Genomic DNA, 19,396 nt, shown 5'->3' on the forward strand with positions numbered 1-19,396 from the left:
AGATTGAATTTTAATTTATATATTTGCAACCCGAAAAAAACATAGATAAAACTATTTCAAAAAATGACGAAAGCGGATATTGTAACGAGAATCTCAGAAAAACTGGGGATTGAAAAAGGAGATGTACAGGCGACTGTAGAATCTTTTATGGAAGAGGTTAAATATTCATTGGAAAATGGTGACAATGTATATTTAAGAGGTTTTGGTAGTTTTATCATCAAGACAAGAGCTGAAAAAACTGGTAGAAATATTTCAAAGAATACAACTATTAAGATTCCAGCACATAACATTCCTTCTTTTAAACCAGCTAAGGTTTTTGTAGAGAGTGTTAAAAGTAACGTAGAAGTAAAGTAAAAAAAATATTAATCTAAAAAGTATAGTTTTATGCCAAGTGGTAAGAAGAGAAAAAGACATAAGGTAGCTACACATAAGCGCAAGAAGCGTAGAAGAGCTAATCGTCACAAGAAAAAGTAGTTGTAACAACTACTTTTTCATTTTAATACGTTCATTGACATAGAAATTCTTTGTAAGAATTTCATCAGGTTTAATAAACCTGTTACGTATATTGTTTAATCATTTATTTGTTAAGCATGCCTTTGGCATGCCCACAAATAGATAAAAATTGATTCAGGTGAATAGAGAATTAATCGTAAGATCTAGTTCCGATACCGTCGATTTTGCCTTATTAAAGGATGGAAAATTAACTGAATTACAAAAAGTAGAAGACAGTAACAATTTTTCTGTTGGTGATATTTTTATTGCCAAAGTTAGAAAACCCGTTACCGGTTTAAATGCTGCTTTTGTTAATGTAGGTTATGAGAAGGATGCATTTTTGCATTACCATGATTTAGGCCCTCAGCTATCAACTATGTTGAAGTTTATAAAACAAGCTAGCTCGGGAAAATTAAAAGACTTTTCATTAAAAGACTTTCCATTTGAAGAAGATATAAATAAAGATGGCGTTATTACAGATGTAATAAAGGCCAACCAATCTTTATTAGTGCAAATTGTTAAAGAACCAATATCTACTAAAGGACCAAGAATAAGCTCAGAACTTTCAATAGCTGGGCGCTATCTAGTTATGGTTCCTTTTTCTGAACGAATCTCTGTTTCTCAAAAAATAGAAAGTAGTGAAGAAAAAGATAGGCTTAAAAGACTCGTTAAGAGTATTAAACCTAAAGGATTTGGGGTTATTATAAGAACAGTTGCCGAAGGCAAAAAAGTCGCAGAACTCGACAAAGATCTACAAAACTTACTGGCAAAATGGTCAGTAATGTGTAAAAAATTATACAAAGCTCCGCACCCATCAAAAGTTCTAGTAGAACTTAATAGAGCATCATCCATATTAAGAGATGTTTTTAATGATTCCTTTACAGGAATTCATGTAGACGATGAGGTACTTTATGAGCAAGTAAAAGACTATGTGGCTGAAATTGCCCCAGAAAAAGAATCTATTGTTAAATTGTATAGTGACAATACCGTGCCTATTTTCGAGAAATTCGGAATAGAACGGCAAATTAAAACCTCTTTTGGACGCACCGCCGCAATGAGCAAAGGTGCTTACTTGGTTATCGAACACACTGAAGCACTGCATGTTGTAGATGTAAACAGCGGTAACCGATCTAATAAAGCAAAAAATCAAGAAGAAACTGCCCTTGAAGTAAACTTACTTGCAGCTTCTGAAATTGCCCGACAATTACGACTTAGAGATATGGGCGGAATTATTGTGGTAGACTTTATTGATATGACCAAAGGAGAAAATAGGAGAAAATTGTTTGATCATCTTAGAGATGAAATGAAAGACGACCGCGCAAAACACAAGATTTTGCCTCCTAGTAAATTTGGACTTATACAAATTACAAGACAAAGGGTTAGGCCCGAAATGAATATTAAAACAACGGAAGAAGACCCGAACCAAAAAGGTCAAGAAGTAGAAGCTCCAATTGTTTTAATTGATAAAATTAATGCCGACCTTGAAAAATTACTCAATGGCCCAGCAAAGGATAATGCTGTTACTTTAAACATTCATCCATTCATTGCAGCCTATATCACCAAAGGTTTTCCATCTATTCGCTCTAAATGGTTTTTAGAGTACAAAAAATGGATCAAAATACAACCTAGAGATGCGTATACGTATCTAGAATACCGTTTTAAAAACAAAGACGGCAAAACCATATATTAAAAAAGCGACCCTTAACAAAGGGTCGCTTTTTTTTGTTTACACTAGGTACGTTTTAGTATATTTAATGCTTAAAAGAACGCTATATTGAATAATTACCAACCCTCTTACACCCTTGATGAAGCTAGAAAAAAGCTAGAAAGCTATTGTGCATATCAGGATCGCTGTCACAAAGAAGTAAACCAGAAGCTCAAAGATATGGGCATGATACCTAGCGCCATAGATCAAATTATCTATGCTCTGATTCAAGACAATTTCTTAAATGAAGAACGTTTTTCTAAAAGCTTTGCTAGAGGAAAATTCAATATTAAAAAATGGGGTAAAAACCGTATTATTAACGAGCTTAAACAACGGGGTATCTCTAAATACAACATCACTACAGCTCTTAAAGAGATAGATGAAGATGATTACCTAGAAACCTTAACCGTACTAGCACAAAAGAGATTAGACGCGATCTCCGAAAAGAACATTCAAAAAAGAAGAAAAAAACTGGCAGATTACCTTTTATATCGAGGTTGGGAAAGCCATTTAGTCTACGAAAAAATAACAGAATTAATTCAATAAAAAAAGGGCGATTGCAAAAACAATCGCCCTTTTTTATGAAAAATCTTTTACTACAAGTTAAATGTAGCTCCAAAGCTAAACACAAATTGATTATTCAATTCTTCTGCAGGAGATAAATCATCTGTCTTATATTTTGCAAAAGGAACTGAAGCTTCAGCAAATAAACCAAAACCATCACTAAAGAAATAACGTGTTCCTAAGTGACCACCAAAATTCTTTAATCCTAAGTTTAAACCTGGATAAATATCCATATTATCTGGCAATTGCATTACGCTACCAAGATTTGCATTAAACCTAGCTTTTAGATCAAATCTATTTCCAAAATCTGCATCAAGAGCTTCTTCTACCCCTAATACATACGACGTTGAAGCACCAATAGAAAAGTTTTCTCCCATTCCATAATCATAAGTTACTACGATACCGGTCCCGTTTTCTTGGAAATTAGCTCCTATTTGAAATTTTGCATCGTCTTTACCACTGTAAGCTTGAGCATTTGCAAAAGAAACACCTAAAATCATTGTTAAAGCAACTAATACTTTTTTCATTTTATTATATTTAAATTGTTAGTGTACTAATTTTTAAGAGGGCAAATATATCTATTCTTATTTGATTGCACTATCCATATACGTATTTGTTCGACGTATAGCCTTTTCATTTTTACCATCAATCCATTTTTGACCATAAAGCTTCCGCATACCATTGTCATAATAGCGCATAATTAGAATATTATATGCTGCTTTGACTAAATTTTTTGGCTTTCGGGCCATAGCGCGTAAACTCATAGAAAAACCTGGCGTAATGTATTTCATATAGTGCCAATAACCCTCTGGCATATACAGTACCTCACCATGTTCCAGATAGGTTTTATAGCCTACAGCATTTTTTAATGCCGGCCATTTCTCATAGTCTGGATTTGAAAAATCTATACTCTCATGGGTAATTAAGGAATGTGGCACCTTGTACAGGTGTTTATTTTGAGATTGATCAAAAAGAATTATCTCTTTCCTACCTTCAAAGTGAAAATGAAAAATATTAGCCAAATCAATGTCATAATGCATGAAAGTAAAAGAATCTTTACCGCCAAAAAAGAGCATGGGCAAGCCTTTTAATAGCTTTAAACCAAAGTCCGGAAATGTATAATCTTTTTGTAGCGCAGGAACTTCTTTGAAAATGTTCCATAAAAAGATCCTAAATTTTGTTGGTTCTTTTTTAAGCAGATCTATATAGTCTGCCATTTTCATTTTAGCATGCGGCTCATTGAAACCATCTTTATGGCTCACTGGACGATCATCATACAACGGAACTGTTTTATCTCCAGCAACCGTTTTTATATATTCTAGATTCCATTTTGTATACGCAGGCCAGTCTTCAATAAACCGTTCTATGACAACAGGCTTCTGAGGCTTAAAGTAGTTTGCAACAAACTCCGCTTTCGTAATTTGGCTTACCCTTGGAATATCAATTAACTTCAATGATAATCAGTTTTAAAATAACTGCAAATTTAAAAATCCTATCAAGGAAACCTTCATAAAATTTTTACAAAAAGCTACTTTATCGCTTCAAAAATCTAGAATTACTAGACTTTAAGATAATTTTGCTTTAGCCTTAGCCGTTTCGTTACGCTCAATTGTATGTCCAGGTCTTGTCCATTTAGGTTTTTCACCTAAAGTTTGAAATTCTGAATCTTGCGCTTCAACTGTTTTAGGTTGAGATACTTTTGTAAATGGTTTTTGAGGATTTAAACCTAAAAGTTTAAACATCTCCATATCATCATTTACATCTGGATTAGGAGTCGTTAATAATTTATCACCTGCAAAAATAGAATTTGCTCCTGCAAAGAAACACATAGCCTGACCTTCTCTACTCATTTCTGTTCTCCCTGCAGATAAACGAACTTGCGTTTCTGGCATAACAATTCTTGTAGTAGCTACCATTCTGAGCATATCCCAAATTGCGATCGGCTCAATATCTTCCATAGGAGTACCTTCTACAGCAACCAATGCATTAATAGGCACAGATTCTGGCTGCGGGTTTAGTGATGCTAAAGCAACTAACATTCCTGCTCTATCTTCTAACTTCTCTCCCATACCTATAATACCACCACTACACACGGTAACGTTGGTTTTACGCACATTGCTAATCGTATCTAAACGATCTTCAAATGCTCTTGTAGAAATTACATCTTTATAATAGTCTTCTGAGGTATCTAAATTGTGATTGTAAGCATATAAGCCTGCTTCTGCCAAACGTTTTGCTTGGTTTTCAGTAATCATACCTAAAGTACAACAAACCTCCATATCTAGCTTGTTAATGGTACGCACCATTTCAAGTACTTGATCAAATTCTGGTCCGTCTTTTACATTACGCCATGCTGCACCCATACAAACTCTTGAGCTTCCTGAAGCTTTTGCTCTTAATGCCTGAGCTTTTACATGAGGAACGGTCATTAAATCATTTCCTTCAACACCGGTATGATAACGCGCCGCTTGCGGACAATAGCCACAATCTTCTGGACAACCTCCTGTTTTTATCGATAATAAAGTAGAAACCTGAACCGTATTAGGATCGTGGTTTTTTCTATGTATCGTAGCAGCATCATATAACAACTCCATCATTGGTTTGTTATAGATCTCAAGTATTTCTTCTTTTGTCCAGTTGTGTCTCATCTCGCTCATGTAGCTCGTTTTATCGATTGCCAAAAATAACCTTTTTGTAATTCAAATCCCAATAAAGAAATTCATGTTTACTAAAAAAGTCCCATTGAAATAATTTTCAATAGGACTCCATAATACTGTTAATTCAATAGCTTTTGCTTATGAATCTCCTTTTTTAGATGTTGATTTATCACCCTCTACTTCGTTAACATCTTCAGTAGGAACATCTTTGCCTTTTAAATATTCTGGTAATTGCATTCCCGCCATATTAAACATCTCTTGTAATGGTGGAACTGATTTATACATTCCTGAAATGAAATTAGCTGTAGACCCTTTTCCATCTGCAGATTTGGCTCCAGAATCCCATACAGTAACTTTATCAATTTTAATGTTTTTAATTGCTTCAGCTTGCGTTTTCACTAATTCAGGAAGTTTATCTGCTACTAATAATAATACCGCATCTTTAGGATTGTTCCCCGCTGCTTTTACAATTTGATCAAGACCTTGCGCTTGCTTGGTTAAGATTTCTAGTAAACCTTGCGCTTCTGCTTGAGCTTTAAATAAGATGGCATCTGCCTCACCTTTTGCAATACGCCTTGTACGTTCTGCATCTGCTTCTGCATCTATCTCCACTTTCTTTTTATCTATTTCCGCTGGTACTACAATATCGGCCATTTGAGAACTACGAACACGTTCTGCTCTCGCTAATTCCGCATCTTTTTCTGCTGCATAAGATTCCTCTAATGCTTTTGCTGATTGTACTTTCTCTGAAGCAATAGCCGTACGCTCTGCTTCCGCTTCTCTTTGACGACGTAAAGAATCTGAATTTGCTACATTAATCTTTGCAATGTTTTCTCCTTCTACCGCTTGCGCATTTGCTGCAGCAACTTGGGTACGCTCATCTTGTACTGCATTTGCTTCACCAATAGAACCATCTCTATTTTTCTCGGCTACAGATTTACGTGCTGCATTTATAGCATGTGCAGCGGCTTCCTTACCTAAAGCTTCAATATACCCAGATTCATCAACAATATCTGTAATATTTACGTTGATTAATTTAAGTCCTACTTTTTTTAATTCTGATTCAACACTCTGTGAAATATTCGTCAAAAACTTATCTCTATCAGAGTTAATCTCTTCAATATCCATAGAAGCAACAACTAAACGAAGCTGCCCAAAAATAATTTCTTTTGCTAAATCCTGAACTTCTTGCATTCCTTGGCCTAAAAGACGTTCTGCTGCATTTTGCATTATTCCTGGCTCAGTAGAAATACCAATTGTAAATCTAGAAGGCACATTCACACGAATATTCTGCTTACTTAATGCATTCACTAAATTAACCTCTATAGAAATAGGTGTTAAGTCTAAAAACTCATAATCTTGAATTACAGGCCAAATAAAGGCAGCCCCACCATGAATACATCGTGCAGAATTACCATTACCTACTTTACCGTAAACTACAAGAATACGATCTGAAGGACAACGTTTGTACCTTCTAATAAAGGAGATAATAATGATGAAAAAGAATAAAATTGCAAAACCTATGGTTAGCAATGCTGCGGATCCTCCGCCTAATTGTAAAGGTAATAGTAGCATATTTGGTTATTTATTTAAAAGTTCAACAATTAAGATTCCATTATCGGTTACCGTTTTTACACGTACAACATTACCTTGATGCAAATCTGAATGCTCTTCTGTAAGCGCTTCTAATTCCCGTAAGGTTCCTTGTACATTAATACTAACTTTACCAATAAATGAACGATCTGCACCAACCGTTAAGTATACTTCACCTACTTGATTAATCGCATTTTTAAGATTTAGGGTGCCACTACTTTGTAATTTTGCAAGATAGTAGAATAAGGAAGCCATGGCTAACATCATTAGCAAGCCACAAACAATAGAAATAGCTACCACCCAAAAACGGGGCAAATCTCCACTTAGTGCTGCAATTCCAGACCATCCAAAGATGGTAAAGAAACCCATTAAATTTTTAAAAGATAAAAACTGAAAATCTATTCCTGTATCTCCTTCTATTTCTGCATCGACATCTTCTCCAATACCTTCAGAATCACCTCCGACTACTGTAAGAATTAGCAGCACTAGAAATATCACGGATGACACTCCTGCAACTAGCCAATATACTTTCTCAAATAAATTTAGTGTTTCAAACCATTGATCCATAATGTCTAATTTAGTTGGTTAGGTTACTCTTTTCAGTAAAATACTTACTGCATTGCCCCCAAAACCAACAGCATTTATAAGCACTCTTGATATAGTTTCAGGAACAGAATCATAGCTTACATAAGGAACTTTTATAGCCTTTTGATGTTGCATCATTAATAATGCTAACTCCAAACTTAACATGCCCGAAGCTCCAAACGTATGACCTATCTTCCATTTATTAGTAGTCAAGAACGGAACTTTGTTACAAAATATTTTCTCAATAGCCATTATTTCTGAAGAATCGCCTTTAATTGTTCCCGGCGCATGCATTACAATAACATCTACATCATCAGGATTTATATCTCCCAAAGCCATTTTCATAGAACGTTGAAAACAGACTGCATCTGTAGAAATAGAAATATTATGTTTTAATATTTCCGTAGCATAGCCAATACCCTCAACAACTGCTAAGGCGTTATCTGGAACCCCTTGCTCTAAACATACAACAGAGGCACCTTCTCCCAGCACCATAGTGTTTTGAGTTTTCTCTAAGTTGAAGGCCTGACAAGGATACTTAAAACCCTCAGAGGACGTCTCTCTTGCATAAATTTTTAGTGCTCTAATCTGGGCAATGGTAAAAGGAGTTAGTGGCGCCTCACTACCACCCACCATAAATTTATCTACCAAACCACTCTTAATCCAAGCGAAACCATTCAATAAGGCATGGAGTGCTGTAGAGCAAGTAATTGAATGTGATATTTCTGGACCCTGTGTTTGTAGATCATGAGCAATCCAAGAAGAAATATTCCCCAAGGTTGTTGTAGGCGACGCTAAGGTAGAAGAGGTTTTATTCTTGAGATATTCTTCATGATATTTTTCAAAAAGAGCCGTTGCCCCTCTTGAAGAACCTATGTTCACACCAAAATTAGCCTCTTTTTTCCATCCTGAAATTTTCATTGCCGCCCTTGACGCAAACAACGCAAAGAGCACACTATCATCCAAACTCTTATACTTACTATCTGATTCTTTTAACGCCAAAATTTCTTCTTTGGCTTTTGTTCCCAAAGCACCAACCCAAGTATCAGTACCATCAAAATTTAATGTAGATAATGAGGTTTCATCCTTTAAATATTGTTCCCAAATTTCTTCTTGGGTAATTCCCAATGGTGAAATGGAAGCTATTGCTGTGATTGATATTGGTAAATTCAAAATATATTCTTTCTAAATTAGTGCTAAAACTGCTTTAATACTATCATAAATTTTTCTCAGTTGCTCATTGGTAACTACATATGGTGCAGAAATATAAATAGTACTCCCAAGCGGCCGCAAAAAGACACCTTGACTCATAAAGTGCGCCATTAACTTGTCACGAAGATTTCCATAGCGCTCCATTTCAACAGCCAAGTCTAGCGCATAAATAGTTCCCGTTTGTCTTGTTCTTGCAACTTTTGGGTGGTCTTTTATTTCTAAATCAAATTTTTGATGAGATGCAATTACCCGTTCAATATTATCTTGCATCGCTTTTGACGTTAGCAGTTCTATTCCCGCAAGAGCAGCAGTACATGCCAACGGATTTGCTGTATAGGTATGCCCATGAAATAACCCTTTAGCTATTTCTGTACTAAAGAATGCATCATAGACCTGCTGCGTGCAACTGGTAGCCGCCATAGGAACCATTCCTGCTGTTAGCGCTTTAGACATGCAGATAACATCTGGCTGTATAGCAAGGTGGTCAGAAGCAAAATACTTTCCTGTCTTTCCAAAACCTGTCATGACCTCATCTGCAACGGTAATTACCCCGTACTTTTTCAATAAGGTAAGTATTTTTTCTAGACCTTCTGGATCATGCATTTGCATTGCTGCGGCCCCCTGAATTAATGGCTCATAAATAAACCCTGCAATATCATTTTTCTGCAATCTATTTTCTAGCTTCTCTAAAATAGCTGAAATATTTTCTTTGGTAGGTGTTGCAACACGCTCTACTGCAATAAAAAACTCTTCAAAAGGGCCATTATACACAGACAAACCAGAAACCGACATCGCTCCAAAGGTATCTCCATGAAAAGCATTATCAAAAGCCAGAAGAACATTACGCCTATCTCCCCTATTAAAGTGATACTGCAAGGCCATTTTTATTCCTATCTCAGTAGCCGTAGAACCATTGTCCGAAAAAAATAGTTTCTCTTGATTTGAAGGCAATATTTTAATAAGCTCCTCAGATAATTTTACAGCGGGCTCATGAGTGAAACCGCTAAATACTACCTGATCTAATTGCTGCATTTGTGCGTAAACACGTTCTATGATAAAATCATTGCAATGACCGTAAACACTTGTATACCACGATGAAATTCCGTCAATATATTCCTTACCATCTTCATCTGTTAAAATACATCCTTTTGCTTTTGCTATAGCCAACATGGTTGGGTGCAATTTGTGTTGCGTTAATGGATGCCAGATGTGCTTTTTATCTCTGTCTGAAAGTTTTCTCAATGTTGTAGATTTAAGAGACTGTCTTTTTTATATCTTGCAAAGATGCTAATTAATAGCCAATAAACACAACCATTGCATGCTTACAAAGCTCTTAAATCGCTTAAGTCCTGAATATAACAATCTTAAAAACATAAGTGTTTTTTATATGCTGTTTGCTGCTTCTTTTTTTATTCGATTTCCTTTTTTTTTTAGAGACTATATAGACCGTGATGAAAGTACCTTTATTATTATGGGGCAATCATGGGTTAATGGCCATCTGCCCTATCTAGAACTTTGGGATTTAAAACCGCCTTTAAACTTTTTATTCTTTGCAGGAATCATCTATGTATTCGGAAAAAGTCTTTTTATCATTCGGCTTTTTGGCGCATTAATCGTCGCCATAACATCATTCTATACCTATAAAATAACGCTTGAAGTAAGTACAAAAAAAGTAGCTATTTGGTGTGGTATTTTTTGTGTGTTTTTCCAAAGTTTATTTGGGAGCATGCAAGGTGTTATGTCTGAGCATATTTCTATGGTTTTCTTTATCCCTAGCCTGTATTTAATCCTAAAACACAAAGAATGGTATTGGGTACTAATTTCTGGGATATTAATGGGGGCAACGGCAATGGTAAAATTAAACATGGCCTACCCTATTGCACTGATTGGACTTTTTTACGTCTATACGTATTGGAACACAAAAAATATAAAATCAGGAATTAGAAACACCATACTTTATGGATTTGGGATACTCCTTGTTATCGGACTAACCATACTTCCCTATTTCTTAAATGGGCATCTTAGCTTATGGTGGAATTCTGTGATAGAAGCACCAATGGTTTATGCGAATTCTAAACGAAACGCTCTTATTAGTTTTGCTCCTTTATTGCTGTTAATTCTGCTCTTTTTATATTTCGCTAAGCGAAAAAAATTAATAGATTTTAAAAATACCGCAATTCAATTAATTGCTCTGGTGAGCCTAACCGTGTATTTATCTTTTATAAAAGGCGGCCGTTTAAATGGTCATTACTTACTACAATTATATCCAATGCTTCTCATTTTGGTGGGTATCGCAATTCATCAAACTGCATTTATAGTAAACAAAACTCATAAAAAATTCTTAGTAGTATTACTATTCTTAATTCCTTTAGAAAGCTATATAGAATATGCGCAGATTGTAAAAAATAAAATTGAAAAAGGAACTTTCTACAATGGTGAAGGAATTGAAGTAGCTAATTACATAAAGAAAAATCATATCAATTTTGAAAACATTTTATTCACGGAGTATCATATTGGCTATTGGCTTTTAAATACCAACCCACCCACAAAAGCTGCCACACATCCTAGCAATATTTGCCGGTCAGAATTATTTCCGTATTCTCAAAACCTCAGAAAAACTACTTCAGAGGAGATTAAGTACATCTTTGAAGTAAAAAAACCACAAATAATTGTAAAAAAAGAAGGGAGTCAACTTCTAGATAAAAGATTAATCGATGAAAATATTTATGTTAATGCCTACTTAGAAAAAAAATACACACTCATTAAGACAATTGGCAAGGCCGTTATTTACCAGCGTTTAAAGTAATTCTAAAGCCGATTTAAACTGATCTGCATATTTTTTTATGGTCGCTTTATCAAAAACAGCCTCCTCATCTATCCTTCCAATACAAGGAACTTTTGTTTTCTTCAGTATAATTTCTTCAGTGGTTTTTTGTTCTTTACCACTAAATAAAATTACTACATCATATTTTCTTTCTTGCAACCATCCTACGGTTAACAGCGTATGGTTTATACTTCCTAGATAGTGTCTAGAGACCACCACAACCTTGTAATTTGGCATAATAATATCTAAAATAGTATCCTCATCATTTATAGGAACTAATAATCCGCCTGCCCCTTCAATCACTAAATGATTCTCGGTTTCAGGCTCTTCTATTTTCTCTCTATCAATAACCACCCCATCTATCGCTGCTGCTGCATGCGGACTCATAGGTGTTTTTAAAGCATAACTATTTTTATGAATTGTAGTCTTGGTATTAGAAATAAGCGCTGCAATCTTATGACTATCAGAATCCTCTAATTCTCCCGCTTGTATAGGCTTCCAATAATCGGCCTCCAAAGCTTCTACTAGAATAGCAGATGCCATCGTTTTACCTACTTCCGTTGAGATACCTGTAACAAATAATTTTTTTTTCATACTTAAGGATTTGTAATCATCTTACAATTTAAACATTTGTATTTTCTTTTTTCAAAAAAAGGGAAGAGTTTGTAAAAAATACTTTTTCGGGCATAATAGGTTTCAGATTTTTGGGCTTTACAATTAGGGCAGGTAACAGGCAAACCATCATCTCCTATAGCATATGCCCTGATACTGTCATAAATCTCTAAAGCGCGCTCTTTATCTTCCTGAAAAACTTGCACTTTTGCTCCTCCAATAGCATTACTTATCAAAGGATCAGAATTTATCGTATTCTCATCTTTTACAAAAACGGTAATCCCTTCTGATTCTAATTTGATTTTAAAAATCTGTAAATCTGCAGCATATTCAAACGTAGCAATAGTCACCCATTTATCTATCATATATCAATGCATTAATTTTTTCAATACCGTTAAAACATCAAAAATTTCCTCCTTTGTATTATAACTATGTAAACAAAATCGCAGTCGCTCTTGCCCTTTAGCAACTGTAGGCGATAAAATTGCTTTTACACCAAAATTATTATTTTGTAAGACTGATGCCAAATTTTTTACCTTTTCATTGCCGGAGATTACACAGCATTGAATGGCAGAGTTACTCTCTATAAAATATTCTTTAAGCTCTAAATTTTCTAATTGATTTTTAAAGTACTTAATATTATTTTTCAATCCCAAAACTGATGCTGATGTAGCAAGCTCTTGATACGCTAGATAAATTGTCGCCAAAGAATGTGGAGGCAGTCCTGTAGTATATATAAAACTACGAGAAAAATTAAGTAAATACTCTTTTAGCCGCACACTCCCCAAAATTGCTGCGCCGTGGCAACCCATCCCTTTCCCGAAAGTAACAATTTGAGCAAATACTTGATGGGCAATATTTAATTCAGTAATTAAACCTTTTCCTTCTTTTCCAAAAATACCTAAAGCATGTGCTTCATCTACCACAAAACGAAGTTTGTGTCTTTCACAAAAATTGGCGAATGCTACAAGATCTGGTGAATCTCCATCCATAGAAAAAACAGACTCCGTCACCACATAAACCTCAACATCTATACCCTGATGTTTCTCTAATTCCAAAACCCGACTGATAACGCGCTGTAAATCTTTTACATTATTATGTTTAAACTTATAGCCTTTAGCAGTACTAAGCGCAATACCATCACGGATACTCGCATGAATATATTCATCATAAAAAATATAATCTCCGCGTTGCGGGATGGCGCTAAAAAAACCAACATTAGCATCGTATCCAGAATTAAATACTAAGGCAGTAGCTGTAGCATGGAAGTTTGCTATCCTATCCTCTACTTCAGTATACAAGTCATAATTTCCCGAAATTAATCGAGAACCTGTAGCACCATTTAATCTTAGATTCTTATCTACCAATAAAGCAACAGCACCTTCAAAAATTGCGGTATTTTTTGCAAAACCTAAATAATCATTGGAAGAAAAATCTATTAGATGTTGTTGTACAGGCAGAGACCGAAGCGCGTTAAGCCCTCTGCGGTCTTCTAGTTTTTTACTTAATTTTTTTGGAAAGCTAGCCATAACACAAAGGTAGTATTTACTAAAGTAGACGTTTTAGAAAAGGTGTTATATTTTTAATCTATCTACGCTTAAAGAACACGTGCTTTATGATGAAAAAATCCTATTGTGAGAATATACTTTCATGTAATTCATCGAAAATATTATATAAATATACTATATTTAACGTAATTTTAACTAACTAACCATATTTCTATTGACGAAATTATTACTTCTACTCTTTATGTTCAGCACCTATTGCTATTCTCAAAGTATTAATTTTGACCAACTTGACAAAGAGAAATGGTTAAGAAATGAAAATTCAGACACTCATTAGATTCAAATATAGATACAGAGCAAAATAAAATTTATATGTATTCAACTCATAGCTTCAATGAAAAGTATTTGAAAGTGTCGACTTTGAAATATGATTTGACCACAATTACAACCCAATTAATACCTCTTGGTAAAATTGGTTTAATAATTCTTGAATTAAACGCTATTTCAAGTAATTCTGAAACATGGAAATTCACCCTAAATAAAATAAAAAACGAATCTTCAATTAATTATAAAATGAAATAAAACGACCATTTATTACAATTGTTAGTTAAAATTCAATTAAAAATAAAAAAGTAGATAGTCCGTTAAATAAAAAATTATAAGCTATAACTATATGAAATTTAATATTCAAATTCTTACTTTAATTTGCTTTGCAAGTTTCTTCAGTTGTTCTTCAGATGATGAAGCTCCTCCAAAGATTATTGTAGTAGAAGAAGAAGTAATTGAAGATACCGCTATTATCAATCTCACAAGCGAAGAATCGAACGAAATTGACTTTGGTGATGTTGTTACTAATATAACGAGTACAAGAGTTTTCACTATTCATAATTCTGGAAATTCAGATTTAAAAATTGCTAACATTATTATTCCAGATAATTATACCATTGATTTATTAACAAGCATTATTCCTTCTAATCAAAGTAAGGAGTTTACAGTCACTTTTACACCAACGGACATTCTGGATTATACAGATTTAATCAAAATTGAATCTAATGCTACAAGTGGTACTGCTAGTATAATAATAAAAGGAATTGGAGTAAATTCAATCTATGACGGCTCAGTAACATTAATAACTCAGGATGAAGTTGAAGACTTTGCTAAATCAGGATATACAGAAATCACGGGAGCATTATTTATTGGAAATATTAATAATTTTTCTCCGATCAACAGCCTAGCCAGCTTAAATAAAATTACAGAAGTAGGTAGTCTACAAGTTATTAGTACGACCGAATTGGAAGATTTAACAGGACTAGAAAACTTGAATGTAACAGTCAGCATTCAATTATTATCAAATTCTGCCTTGAAAAATGTAGATGCCCTACTAAGTGTTACTAAGCTATCTAGTTATTTAAGTCTTTTATCTAACACGGCATTAACGCAAATTAATGGCTTATCGAACATATCAGAAATAGGAGATAATTTACGTGTTAATAATCATCCTAATTTAATTAATCTTGATGGCCTAGCCAATATAATAACAGTTAAGAATAAACTTTATATAGAGAACAACTCACTGATTGAAAATTTAAATGGACTATCATCTCTTCAGTCCGTAAGTTCAGTCAGCATTCGATATAATGCAGAACTCTATAGTTACTGTGGAATAAAATCATTACTTACAAATAAGGGTATAGGAGAAGATTATTTCAGACCAAGATTTAACCGTTACAACCCATCCTCATATACAATAGAAGATTTTGATTGTGAAAAAATGATACCTGATGGAATTATTCATAGTGATACCGGTTATGGGATTTCTGAACAGAAAGATATTGATTACCTTATTTCTAATGATTTTCATGGTATTGATGGAGGTCTAATTATTTCCTCCGAAAATATAACTTCCTTAGAGTCACTTAGTTTTTTAAAGACAGTATCTGGATCTATAAGGATTAATGATACAGCTTTAACAAACCTAAACGGCTTGGAAAACTTAACTAATGTAGCGCAAATTTATATTTTAAATAATTTAACTCTTTCAGATTATTGTGGTCTTTCACCTCTCATAGTTAATGGCTCTTTAGGTGAAAATTTATACCCGTCAAGTGAACCTTTTTATACTGTTGATAATTTATATAACCCCACCTTAGCAGATATCCAAAATGGTCTATGTAGCGAATAAAACAAAAGACGAATGATAGAATGAATCAAAAATGAAATTCACACAAAACACCCCCTTTGAAGGGGCGGCATAGCGTGAGGTATAAGCGAGCTGTAGCTATGGCAGGGGATGAAAAAAGGTGAAAAAAACGTAGGTTGAAGCATCATAGCAAAAAATAAAATGATATACTGCGTATAAAACATCCCTGCCTATCGGCTGTCCCCTCAAGGGATCAATACCTAGTAGAAACATTTTTGCTACCTAAACAAATCCCCCTTTGAAGGGGGCGGCATAGCGTGAGCTATAAGCGAGCTATAGCTATGGCGGGGGATGAAAAAAAGCTCAATAAAAAAAAGTAGTTTGAAACATAAAAGCAAAAAATAAAATGACATACTGCGTACAAAACATCCCTGCCTATCGGCTGTCCCCTCAAAGGGACAATTCCTAATAGCTACATTTCTTATGGAAATAAATACTGTGAGCCCACTTTTTCTCTTAATTGAAAATACTATCTTAGTCCACCTAAATAGTTTTTAAATGAAACCACTACTTCTACTCACGATCCTTTTTCTTTCAATTAGTAGCAACGCACAAACCAACAGTTATACCATTTCTTTTGAAAATGCGGTGCATCACGAAGCAGAAATTACGGCTACATTCCCTAAAATTACTTCAGAAATTTTTAGTGTACGTATGAGTAGAACATCTCCAGGGAGGTACGCATTACATGAATTTGCCAAAAACATCTATGCTGTTAAAGCAACAGATGGCCAAGGAAAATCTCTGACTATAAAGCGTCCAAACCCATACCAATGGGATATTTCTGGGCATGATGGTACCGTCAATATCAGCTACACCCTATTCGCAGATCGTGCAGATGGTACGTATTCTCAGATTGATGAAACACACGCTCATTTAAATATCCCTGCCACCTTTATGTATGCCCCTGAATTTTCAGAGCGTAAAATCAATGTAAATTTTCAGCCTAGAGAAGATCTAAATTGGAAGATTGCTACACAGCTACCTTTGGTTTCTAATACCACGTATAGCGCAGACAACCTGCAGTATTTTATGGATAGCCCTACGGAGTTGAGTAATTTTGGAATGCGCGAATTTGAGGTTACGGAAGCAGATGGAAAAAAGAAAAACATCCGCTTTGTACTGCATCATAATGGGACTGATGCCGAACTAGATACCTATTTTGAGAAAATAAAAAAGACTGTTTTGGCTGAAAAAGCAGTTTTCGGGGAGCTTGCAAATTTTGATTATGGCACCTATACTTTTCTAGCCTGTTATATTCCTAATGCTTCTGGAGATGGTATGGAACACAGAAACTCTACCATTCTTACCAATACACGTAGCTTAGCAGATGGCGGAATGGAAAAAAATATGGGAACCGTTTCTCATGAATTTTTTCATAGTTGGAATGTAGAACGCATACGACCAAAAAGCTTAGAGCCTTTTAATTTTGAAGAAGCTAATATGAGTGGCGAGTTATGGTTTGCAGAGGGGTTTACCAGCTATTACACCAATCTTATATTATGTAGAGCAAAATTAATTACAGACCAAGAATATGTAGAGGGTATCACAGGCACCTTTAATTATGTATGGAATTCTCCAGCAAGACAATTTTTTAATCCGATAGAAATGAGCTACCAAGCTCCTTTTGTAGACGCTGCTACTTCTGTAGATCCTGTAAACCGAGAGAATACATTTATATCTTATTATTCTTATGGAAGCATTCTAGGACTAGCACTAGATTTATCGCTAAGAGAAAAAGGCTTGAATTTGGATGATTTTATGAAACTGGTATGGACTACCTACGGAAAAAAAGAGATTCCTTATACCGTAAAAAATCTTAATGAAAGCTTGAATACCTATGCGGGGAAAGATTTTGGTGATGCTTTTTTCAATGCATACATCTATAAAAGTAATATGCCAGACTATACAGCATTGTTCAAAACCGTTGGCGTTACCTTAAGTCAACAAGCAACTGTTGCCAATTTTGGCGCATCAGTTACTATTAATGCTAATCTACAAGGAGAAATAAGAAGAAACACCACTATTGGCAGTCCTGCATATTTAGGGGGACTAGACAAAGGAGATTTTATAACTAAAATAAACGGACAAGCATTACCAAGCAGCACTAGTTTTGAAGACTATATAAAAACCTTTCCCGTAGGAACGGAACTAACTATAGACTTCCTTAGAAATGCGGAACCACAAAAAACAACGGTAAAGCTTGCCTCAAATCCTGAGTACAGCATAAAACTAGCCGATAATCCGTCTAAAAAAACTCTTAAAAACAGAACTGCATGGCTAAATGATCACGAGTAAACTAGTGACTATTGCTAGCATTACATAGATCTTACTATAAGAAATATGTTGCACTGCCTCAAGGGTTTAGATTGTTAAGATTATTCTAGGCTAAAAACAACTTTCGGGTTCTTTTTAGTCGTTGATTTCTTTTGCATTTTGGCCGCTATCAATTTAGAATATGCTAGCTGATTGGCTGCTATTTGCTTTAAATCATCAGACAAAGGCTTAGCTTTCTTTTGGACAGTTCTGGTGGGTGCAAATTGTTTCTTAGGAGAACCCTTGAAAAAATTAATACCGAATTCAGCCAAAATTTGGTCTAAACTATGGGTCGATTGTTTTTTAGAGATGGTTAATTCTCTTTTAGAAGTGCTTTTAAACTCCTTTTTAAATAATATAGAAAACATAAGTAGTTAATTTGGGTTCTGTAAAGTTAACGATATATTTTCGTAAATCGTACAAATCACGTCAAAAATTAAAGAATTTTCCTACATTATTAAATTATAAACAGGAAGTGGCTCAAAAACAACATCTTAAGAGACAAACGGCATATAAGCACAAAGAGTAGTCTATTTGATAGCGTTAACAATAAAACCGATAGCGCTAAGAGTGCCAAAAATAGCATGATTTTAAAGGTATTATTTTGAGAATATAAGGCTTATCTATATATTCCCCCTTTATTAAGAGAAGTTTCTATGAATTGGTATGTAGTATATGTACAATCTAAAAAAGAAAAAAAAGTAGCCGATGTCTTGCAACAAATGCAGATAGAAGTGTACTGCCCTCTTATCAAAGAAGTTAGGCAATGGAGTGATCGTAAAAAAACCATTGAAAGCCCACTATTTAAATCTTATGTATTTGTGAGGCTGCATGATAAAGACCGCTCTAATGTATTTAGCGTACCGGGTGTAGTCCGTTATTTATTTTGGTTGGGGCAACCAGCTATTGTTCGCGATGAAGAGATTAGCATTATAAAAAAATGGTTAGAAGATGATACTATTGAAGAAATTACCCTCCATAAATTACTCCCAGGAGATGAAATTCTCATAAAAAATGGCCTCCTAAAAGATAAAAAAGCCATCATCCAAGAAATAGGAAAAAAAAGAATGCGCTTGGCCTTACCTGGATTAAATATTATTATCAATGCCAAAATTAAAGATGTTGTTTAAC

The 19,396-nt window shown here is 34.5% G+C and carries 18 protein-coding genes; 7 read left to right on the top strand and 11 right to left on the bottom strand.

Features of this window, described 5'->3' with window-relative positions:
- The first annotated feature begins 63 nt into the window (after positions 1-63).
- The 3 genes from M666_RS03320 to M666_RS03330 all read left to right on the top strand — a co-directional run bounded on the left by M666_RS03320 (position 64) and on the right by M666_RS03330 (position 2,743).
- A complete protein-coding gene (locus tag M666_RS03320; protein ID WP_013549904.1) occupies positions 64-354 on the top strand; it encodes an HU family DNA-binding protein in 291 nt (96 codons plus the stop codon).
- Between the two features lie 277 nt (positions 355-631).
- Positions 632-2,182: an Rne/Rng family ribonuclease gene (locus tag M666_RS03325; RefSeq protein WP_024479168.1), complete on the top strand. Its 1,551-nt coding sequence runs from the start codon at positions 632-634 to the stop codon at positions 2,180-2,182.
- Positions 2,183-2,266: 84 nt separating this feature from the next.
- The gene (locus M666_RS03330; protein WP_029445067.1) at positions 2,267-2,743 is read left to right on the top strand and encodes a regulatory protein RecX; all 477 of its coding nucleotides are present in this window, start codon (positions 2,267-2,269) and stop codon (positions 2,741-2,743) included.
- 50 nt (positions 2,744-2,793) lie between these two features.
- On the opposite strand, the gene M666_RS03335 is transcribed toward M666_RS03330, so the two are convergent.
- The 7 genes from M666_RS03335 to bioA all read right to left on the bottom strand — a co-directional run bounded on the left by M666_RS03335 (position 2,794) and on the right by bioA (position 10,050).
- On the bottom strand, positions 2,794-3,288 hold the full coding sequence (locus M666_RS03335; protein WP_029445068.1) for a DUF6646 family protein: 495 nt from the start codon (positions 3,286-3,288) through the stop codon (positions 2,794-2,796).
- A gap of 57 nt (positions 3,289-3,345) precedes the next feature.
- A complete protein-coding gene (locus tag M666_RS03340; RefSeq protein WP_029445069.1) occupies positions 3,346-4,215 on the bottom strand; it encodes a cupin-like domain-containing protein in 870 nt (289 codons plus the stop codon).
- A gap of 111 nt (positions 4,216-4,326) precedes the next feature.
- Positions 4,327-5,418 (bottom strand): biotin synthase BioB, encoded by a 1,092-nt coding sequence (bioB, locus tag M666_RS03345; protein ID WP_025613888.1) that lies wholly within the window; start codon positions 5,416-5,418, stop codon positions 4,327-4,329.
- Between the two features lie 138 nt (positions 5,419-5,556).
- A complete protein-coding gene (locus M666_RS03350; RefSeq protein WP_024479173.1) occupies positions 5,557-6,993 on the bottom strand; it encodes a flotillin family protein in 1,437 nt (478 codons plus the stop codon).
- A 6-nt stretch (positions 6,994-6,999) separates the two neighbouring features.
- The gene (locus tag M666_RS03355) at positions 7,000-7,578 is read right to left on the bottom strand and encodes a hypothetical protein (protein ID WP_029445070.1); all 579 of its coding nucleotides are present in this window, start codon (positions 7,576-7,578) and stop codon (positions 7,000-7,002) included.
- Positions 7,579-7,596: 18 nt separating this feature from the next.
- Complete coding sequence (locus M666_RS03360; protein ID WP_029445071.1) at positions 7,597-8,769, bottom strand: beta-ketoacyl synthase N-terminal-like domain-containing protein; 1,173 nt, start codon at positions 8,767-8,769, stop codon at positions 7,597-7,599.
- A 12-nt stretch (positions 8,770-8,781) separates the two neighbouring features.
- Positions 8,782-10,050 carry an adenosylmethionine--8-amino-7-oxononanoate transaminase gene (bioA, locus tag M666_RS03365; RefSeq protein WP_029445072.1) on the bottom strand — a complete coding sequence of 423 codons (1,269 nt, stop codon included), beginning with the start codon at positions 10,048-10,050 and terminating at the stop codon, positions 8,782-8,784.
- 76 nt (positions 10,051-10,126) lie between these two features.
- Between bioA and M666_RS03370 the strand changes: the two genes are divergently transcribed.
- Entirely contained in the window at positions 10,127-11,614 is a 1,488-nt protein-coding gene (locus M666_RS03370; RefSeq protein ID WP_029445073.1) for an ArnT family glycosyltransferase, read from the top strand.
- Here M666_RS03370 and bioD read toward each other — a convergent pair.
- Genes bioD through M666_RS03385 form a run of 3 tightly spaced genes read right to left on the bottom strand, consistent with a single transcriptional unit; the run spans position 11,606 to position 13,773 of the window.
- On the bottom strand, positions 11,606-12,226 hold the full coding sequence (bioD, locus tag M666_RS03375; RefSeq protein ID WP_029445074.1) for a dethiobiotin synthase: 621 nt from the start codon (positions 12,224-12,226) through the stop codon (positions 11,606-11,608). The two genes, M666_RS03370 and bioD, sit on opposite strands and share 9 nt — an antisense overlap.
- Before the next feature lie 2 nt (positions 12,227-12,228).
- Positions 12,229-12,609 (bottom strand): putative signal transducing protein, encoded by a 381-nt coding sequence (locus M666_RS03380; RefSeq protein WP_029445075.1) that lies wholly within the window; start codon positions 12,607-12,609, stop codon positions 12,229-12,231.
- Positions 12,610-12,612: 3 nt separating this feature from the next.
- Positions 12,613-13,773 (bottom strand): aminotransferase class I/II-fold pyridoxal phosphate-dependent enzyme, encoded by a 1,161-nt coding sequence (locus M666_RS03385; protein ID WP_029445076.1) that lies wholly within the window; start codon positions 13,771-13,773, stop codon positions 12,613-12,615.
- A gap of 649 nt (positions 13,774-14,422) precedes the next feature.
- On the opposite strand from M666_RS03385, the gene M666_RS03390 reads away from it, so the two are divergent.
- Positions 14,423-15,931, top strand: coding sequence for an Ig-like domain-containing protein (locus M666_RS03390; RefSeq protein WP_029445077.1), 1,509 nt, complete (start codon positions 14,423-14,425; stop codon positions 15,929-15,931).
- 516 nt (positions 15,932-16,447) lie between these two features.
- Positions 16,448-18,247: a M61 family metallopeptidase gene (locus tag M666_RS03395; RefSeq protein ID WP_029445078.1), complete on the top strand. Its 1,800-nt coding sequence runs from the start codon at positions 16,448-16,450 to the stop codon at positions 18,245-18,247.
- Positions 18,248-18,327: 80 nt separating this feature from the next.
- Here the strand turns inward: M666_RS03395 and M666_RS03400 are convergent, their stop codons facing one another.
- Complete coding sequence (locus M666_RS03400; RefSeq protein WP_029445079.1) at positions 18,328-18,633, bottom strand: hypothetical protein; 306 nt, start codon at positions 18,631-18,633, stop codon at positions 18,328-18,330.
- Between the two features lie 288 nt (positions 18,634-18,921).
- Here M666_RS03400 and M666_RS03405 point away from each other — a divergent pair, with 288 nt between their 5' ends.
- Positions 18,922-19,395 (top strand): UpxY family transcription antiterminator, encoded by a 474-nt coding sequence (locus M666_RS03405; RefSeq protein ID WP_024479190.1) that lies wholly within the window; start codon positions 18,922-18,924, stop codon positions 19,393-19,395.
- Position 19,396 lies beyond the last annotated feature (1 nt).

The organism is Cellulophaga baltica 18, from assembly GCF_000468615.2.
Taxonomy (GTDB): domain Bacteria; phylum Bacteroidota; class Bacteroidia; order Flavobacteriales; family Flavobacteriaceae; genus Cellulophaga; species Cellulophaga baltica.

Excerpts from the sequence above, each read along its gene's own strand:
- M666_RS03320 (WP_013549904.1), top strand. The coding sequence starts at position 64 with ATGACGAAAGCGGATATTGTAACGAGAATCTCAGAAAAACTGGGGATT.
- M666_RS03335 (WP_029445068.1), bottom strand. The coding sequence starts at position 3,288 with ATGAAAAAAGTATTAGTTGCTTTAACAATGATTTTAGGTGTTTCTTTT.
- bioB (WP_025613888.1), bottom strand. The coding sequence starts at position 5,418 with ATGAGCGAGATGAGACACAACTGGACAAAAGAAGAAATACTTGAGATC.
- M666_RS03350 (WP_024479173.1), bottom strand. The coding sequence starts at position 6,993 with ATGCTACTATTACCTTTACAATTAGGCGGAGGATCCGCAGCATTGCTA.
- M666_RS03355 (WP_029445070.1), bottom strand. The coding sequence starts at position 7,578 with ATGGATCAATGGTTTGAAACACTAAATTTATTTGAGAAAGTATATTGG.
- M666_RS03370 (WP_029445073.1), top strand. The coding sequence starts at position 10,127 with ATGCTTACAAAGCTCTTAAATCGCTTAAGTCCTGAATATAACAATCTT.
- bioD (WP_029445074.1), bottom strand. The coding sequence starts at position 12,226 with ATGAAAAAAAAATTATTTGTTACAGGTATCTCAACGGAAGTAGGTAAA.
- M666_RS03380 (WP_029445075.1), bottom strand. The coding sequence starts at position 12,609 with ATGATAGATAAATGGGTGACTATTGCTACGTTTGAATATGCTGCAGAT.
- M666_RS03385 (WP_029445076.1), bottom strand. The coding sequence starts at position 13,773 with ATGGCTAGCTTTCCAAAAAAATTAAGTAAAAAACTAGAAGACCGCAGA.
- M666_RS03390 (WP_029445077.1), top strand. The coding sequence starts at position 14,423 with ATGAAATTTAATATTCAAATTCTTACTTTAATTTGCTTTGCAAGTTTC.
- M666_RS03395 (WP_029445078.1), top strand. The coding sequence starts at position 16,448 with ATGAAACCACTACTTCTACTCACGATCCTTTTTCTTTCAATTAGTAGC.
- M666_RS03400 (WP_029445079.1), bottom strand. The coding sequence starts at position 18,633 with ATGTTTTCTATATTATTTAAAAAGGAGTTTAAAAGCACTTCTAAAAGA.
- M666_RS03405 (WP_024479190.1), top strand. The coding sequence starts at position 18,922 with ATGAATTGGTATGTAGTATATGTACAATCTAAAAAAGAAAAAAAAGTA.